At 40.7% G+C, this 5,773-nt stretch carries 5 protein-coding genes; 3 read left to right on the forward strand and 2 right to left on the reverse strand.

Features of this window, described 5'->3' with window-relative positions; translation table 11 throughout:
• The first annotated feature begins 168 nt into the window (after window positions 1-168).
• From CWB99_RS23155 to CWB99_RS23165, 3 genes are all read left to right on the forward strand, one after another.
• On the forward strand, window positions 169-1,536 hold the full coding sequence (locus CWB99_RS23155) for a hypothetical protein (protein ID WP_138553633.1): 1,368 nt from the start codon (window positions 169-171) through the stop codon (window positions 1,534-1,536).
• 308 nt (window positions 1,537-1,844) lie between these two features.
• Window positions 1,845-2,726 (forward strand): bile acid:sodium symporter family protein, encoded by an 882-nt coding sequence (locus tag CWB99_RS23160; protein WP_138553634.1) that lies wholly within the window; start codon window positions 1,845-1,847, stop codon window positions 2,724-2,726.
• A gap of 147 nt (window positions 2,727-2,873) precedes the next feature.
• Window positions 2,874-3,287 carry a hypothetical protein gene (locus CWB99_RS23165; RefSeq protein WP_138545901.1) on the forward strand — a complete coding sequence of 138 codons (414 nt, stop codon included), beginning with the start codon at window positions 2,874-2,876 and terminating at the stop codon, window positions 3,285-3,287.
• Between the two features lie 642 nt (window positions 3,288-3,929).
• On the opposite strand, the gene CWB99_RS23170 is transcribed toward CWB99_RS23165, so the two are convergent.
• Together CWB99_RS23170 and CWB99_RS23175 are read right to left on the reverse strand one after the other, a co-directional pair.
• Window positions 3,930-4,517: a hypothetical protein gene (locus CWB99_RS23170; protein WP_138553635.1), complete on the reverse strand. Its 588-nt coding sequence runs from the start codon at window positions 4,515-4,517 to the stop codon at window positions 3,930-3,932.
• A gap of 386 nt (window positions 4,518-4,903) precedes the next feature.
• Complete coding sequence (locus CWB99_RS23175) at window positions 4,904-5,602, reverse strand: hypothetical protein (RefSeq protein WP_138553636.1); 699 nt, start codon at window positions 5,600-5,602, stop codon at window positions 4,904-4,906.
• Between the last annotated feature and the right edge of the window lie 171 nt (window positions 5,603-5,773).

The raw sequence follows: 5,773 nt of genomic DNA on the forward strand, positions 1-5,773 counted from the left end.
ACTATCCTGCCATAGGGGGTTATCTACCCTCACTTACATCTAAAAACAAGTCAGTCAACTTTGAATACAAATAAAGCCTTTTGTCCATAATACAAGAACATCCATATCTGTTAAAATACGATTTAGCTTTAATATGTACGGAAATAACTATTTATAAATTGGAGAAAAATGAAGTTTAAAGGACTTTTTCTAGCTATCAGTACTGCCATTACGCTCTCTGCTTGCGGTGGTTCATCCGGCGATAAGACTGTTGTGGGTAACGAACAACAAACAAAAGCCAATGCCTCAAAACCGGATCCAGATAAACCGACCCCTGTGTTTTCAGTGGCAGCAACACTCATCAATGATTGCAGCGCAGTGCCCAACCCCACTGTGGCAGATGTCATTTTCCATAATGCGAGCGGCCAGGTCATTGCCAGTAACAAAACAGGTGCAGACGGCAAACTCGCGCAGGCGCTACCAGAGAACACACATCACGTTTCTTTGGTTGCCAAAAGTGTAGGTGGCCAGACACTAAAAACACAGCTCTATACCCTGCTGGATGTTACCAACACGGATTATGGCATCATTGAGTTTGACCAAAAACCAAGTTGTGACTGCCCGAGAAAAAGCCTGGATCTGAGTGCCCTTTCTGCAAGTCAGCCAGACTACTATATCAGCGGCTTTATTGGCGACGATGTCCCATTGAGAGCTCCGACTCCAGATTCAGCCTATTTTTGTGACGAGAGTAAAAATGCCATCCTGCATATCAGCAATGAAGACTACAGTGATGTGCGTGGTGGCCTGTTTAATCTCGAAGGAGACGGCCCGCTTGAACTGACCGATGGCGACTTTGCCAGCCCAGGTGTGAGAGTCAATATTGCCGCTTTACCCTTCTCTAAGGCTGAGTACCCAGAATCACGCATATTTCTGAGCTCATTTGATGACAACGAGCAGCTCAGCAGCCATATCATTCTGGGTGCTAACCCGCGCAACAAATATATTTTCCCGGACCTTGCAACTACTAGCTATGCATACAACGCAATTACTGAGCACGCCGTTTTACCGGGCTTTAATATGTATACCTCATCGGCGACCGTAAACACCATTGCTGATGATGGCCAGCCTGCTGGCACCACGCCTTTGCTCTTCAACAGCGCGTTTCAAAATGCGTTTGAGCAATTTGCACAGTCCATGGCGGACCAAAACAGCGGTAATCTGTTCGACTATGATTTTTCGGGCGTGGATCCGCGAGTTAACATGGTTGCTATTACGTTACTATGGGAAGACACTGTCAATGGTAAAGTCCGATGGGAAGTCATGAGTGAACCTCAGGCAACCATTCCTGATTTCGAATTTGGTACCAGTGTGAATACCAATATCACCTCAGTTGAGGGGATTGAGATAAACCTGGATGTCGCCGCTCTGAATTTTTCGGGTGAATTTGACGCCCTCAGACGGGAATTTCAAAAAGGGGACGCTGGTAACGTATACACAGATACCTCGCTTTTAAAAGGTGCAGCCGTTTACAGTTTTGAGATTGAAATATCAGAATAATTATCTAACTGCATCAAAATATATGACATTTCCCAACACAAACGAGATTGCTGAATAGATTAGCACTACAAACCAGTGGCGGGATAAAAACGGCCAGGTCGCGCAAAGGCTGGCCGTTTTCTTTTCTGCTCCAGCCGCTTCTGGCAAATCCCATTAAAATGGCTTAGCGCTATCACATCACCGTAAAAAAGACATGCTATCTTGTTGGCACAACTATGTACCCAGACGCCATTGAATAAAAATGAATGTGACGATGTGCTGTTACGCTTGCTAAGATTAACTGAACCGGGCACAACAAGGATAAAGACATGCCATCTGCATTGATCGAAATCGGCTTACCTGTCGCACTGATATTTATTATGGCTGGCGTGGGCCTTAGCCTGAAAATGGCAGACTTTCAACGCGTGTTTCTGCAACCCAAAAGCTTTTTCATCGGGGCATTATGCCAGCTTATTCTACTTCCCTTGCTTGCCATTGCTGTTATTGCATTTACAGGGCTTACAGGGGAGCTGGCAATTGGCTTATTTATTCTGGCTTTATGCCCGGGCGGGACAACCTCTAACCTCTATTCTTATCTGGCCAAAGGGGATGTCGGCCTGTCGGTATCTTTAACCGCCGTGATAGGGTTTATCACCCCATTTAGTTTGCCATTTCTGGCTGCATGGGCAATCGGATATTATGGGCAAAACGATACCCTGATCGAGTTCCCTATTTTAAAAGCCTGGTTACAGCTTATTGTTGTCGGAGTTTTACCAGTCCTGGTCGGTATGGCGATTAATGCCAGGTGGCCTCACTTTGCCAAATCAGCCAGTCCCTATATCAGCTGGTTCTCGGTCGCTGTCTTACTTCTGGTGATAGTCAGTATTTGTATTAAACTGGGCGATAAGTTGGTTGATTACCAGGTCAAGGCAGGTCCCTCTGTGATCGCCCTAAACCTGATTTCTATGATTATGGGATTTGTGGTGGCGCGCACTTTATTGCGCTGCGATACACAGACCCGCACCATTACCCTAGAGGTGGGCCTGCAAAATGGCACCCTCGCCCTTTTGGTAACAACCGGGCTGTTGGGCAATGAAGTGATGTCTATTGCACCAAGCATCTATAGCTTGTTTATGTTTATCAGTGCAGGGCTGTTCACCGCCTGGGCAATTAGACAACATAGGAAAGCCCCAACACTGACAGCAGGATAATTATATGAATTAGATTGCTGCTGTTATTGATAGCATGATATGTCGGGCTAAACTCATAGAATAATCGTTAAATCTTTTGGGGTGAGTGCGCACGTCAAACCTGTTGCCGTCTCAATACTGACATGACTTAATGACTAAGGAGGCTGTATGACGGTGAATAAATCCGACCAAAGACATGCTCATGTTAAGCAGCTCTTGGGCAAAATGGACCCTGAGGTTGCAGCAAGCTTTACTTATAAACAACGCAAAGCACTACAAAAAGCAATCAATACCCGGGACTGGAACAATCATAAAATAGATTTCAGACCCACTCTGGCGTTACCTTTTTTACCCTGGAGCTTTTATTTTGTCTTTCTAGGCGGGGTGAACAAACGTCGCCTGAGCCACACAGAAAGAGTTACAGCAGCAATTATGTTTTTGATTACCTTATTAGTTGTTGCCATGATCTTGTTGGGTATTATACTCGTTGTTCTTTATCTGCTTAAATCCTGGTTAGGTATAGATATTTTTGCCAATGAGTCGCTAGGCCTGTGGGATCAGTTTAAAGAGTTATTTTTGTAGAGTGCCGACTTATATCTAAGTTTAATGGTTGCTCATTTAACTGTAAGATTGATGTACCTTGTGGTGAACTGTTCTCTGACAGTAAATCAGGTTTTTCTTCAATAATCCAAGCACAACCATAAACACTTGGTTACAGCTATAAAGAACCTTAAAACTGCTTTAAGTTATTAGAAAAAACTCGCTGACACACGCGGTTTCATAAAAATGCCGCTCACCCGCATTACTTTAATTGTCTCGTTAAGCTTTATCTTTCACTATTAGATCAGGCTTACAAGCCACCACGACTAAAAATAGAAATATGGCAGCTTTGAAAGAAACCGCCAGAACGAATTCCATTCCATCATGTTCAAAACTCAAAACCTTATATTTTGTCTTTATTTCACCTGTCTATTTTAAACTTCGTGCCCATTGCGCTCGTACTTTTTTCATATACCTGACCACAAATGTGAAACTTAAGCACCTGTGAACCCGGGCGGCCAGCAAATACATGAAGAGCATAGATGTCATATTTTCCATCAAAGCGATCATACACGGCAAAGTCTGTCACCCCAACCTTACTACTTGCATTAACATTCAGTGAGTAAGCCAACATAGTAAATAGCGTGCTTAATTTCGCAATTATAAACAAATTAGGATATAAAATCATAATTCACTATTTATAGCTTCAATATATATAGTGTCAACATGAGGGATCAATGTACCCTTTAACAAGTGACAACCTTCAAAATCCAACTCATAATCTTCTTTCTTAAACCCCATAGAAGCTAACATGTTAAAAATACTCAAATGGTGCTTGCTTCCCATGTAAATTTTATTAAGCCAAACTTTATTGCAAGGATTGAAATCTTGGTAAGTGACATAACGCTCAACGCTGGACGCCAGAGATTGCCAACTCTGGTCATTCAACGTAGGCCGTTTAGATCTATACGCGATTCCATGCAAAGGCTTTAATCCATTGCTAAGCGCATATTTCACTAATACCCTTAGTTCTCGAAGGGAAGTTTTTACCTCCACACTATACACATTCATATAATCAAGAGAGCTTCTATCAAACTCAATTGAATTATTATAATTTGTTACACCACCTTGAACTCCCCTTTCAACTTCATTACAATCATTAACAAATAAAACACCACCTCCCAAGTCTAATTTGGCAAACGTGGTTACACTGAAGAGCAATAAAAAACTCCCTAACAAATTAAAAACCTTACTCCTGCCAGAACCCAACATAAATGTAGCCCTTAACAATCCTCAAACCATTAGAAAATTTTAAGAAAACACACAAACACCTTAACATTGAACAAAATTCCAAAGCTCAGGCTTTGATTCTCTCCAAAGAGCAGAAGTTTAATATCTAAAACCAGATAAATCACAGCATTTGCAACGCAATGCACGGAAGCTCTTTTTCATGAGGAGGGTTTCTGGGCCCGACATATATGGATGCTCCAGCGATGCCACGTTAAAAAATTTTTGGTAAGCACATCACCCATGTAACTAAAATAGCGTTAAAAAATAAAATTAAATTTTTATTTCACCTGCTCAATGATTACGTTTGAACTCAATACCTAACTGCATTTTTAGCTGAATCCTAAAATCAATTTTATCGGCTTGGAAATCTAGCTTATGTTAGAATATTTCCGTCTAATTCGTCTTTCCAAATTATCATCAAAAACAACAACAATGACCTTTATCTTAGGGAAACTACTAATAATCAAGTTTAGTTCCCATTCAACAGCGGGAGTAATTTTGCTAAGATCAAAAACAGCATGATCTGAAGAACTTGCTATATAAGAAACATGCCCCTTCCAGTTTAAGTCTGAACTTTCAAATAGAATTGGTTTAAACGCAAGATCAAAAAAACTTAATCTTTTCGCTCTTTCTTTAACTATATTTTTGTCACTAAGCGTAATTACCTCACCGTATTTGTTGAGATGATCAATTAGAAATAGAGAACCTTTAGAACTTGCCTCATCAAATGGACGAAGGAGAGCTATTCTATATTTACAATCTACAAATGAAAATTTCACAAGATAAATCACTAAATAAGCCAACTGATAAGAAAAAATAATTAAAGAAATCAATTCTAATCCGGACTGATCCAAATTATCAAAACCAAATCTGTAACTCCTATAATCACCAACCACATTATTAATAAATAAAATTATAGGTACACTTATAGCTGTGGAGCTATACATATCACCTTTGACATACTCGGCAAGATAGTGATTGCAAGATCTTTTTATGTTTTTATTTTTAGGCTCTTTCTTTATTCTTATCTCTTTGCGAAATCCATTCCTCTTTTGCTTTTCAAACAAGTGAATTACAACCTCTATCATAACTGATAAAAATATTAGTATAACAGGAGGGAAAACCCCCTATGGCAGGATAGTTGTCACTCCTAATATTTAACCAATTGGGGCGGTCAGGTGTAAGTGTGCCTCGTTATAGTGAAGAACGTAAACAACAGATTCTGAACAAATTACTGC

Origin of the sequence: Pseudoalteromonas rubra (assembly GCF_005887095.1) — a bacterium.
Classification (GTDB): domain Bacteria; phylum Pseudomonadota; class Gammaproteobacteria; order Enterobacterales; family Alteromonadaceae; genus Pseudoalteromonas; species Pseudoalteromonas rubra_E.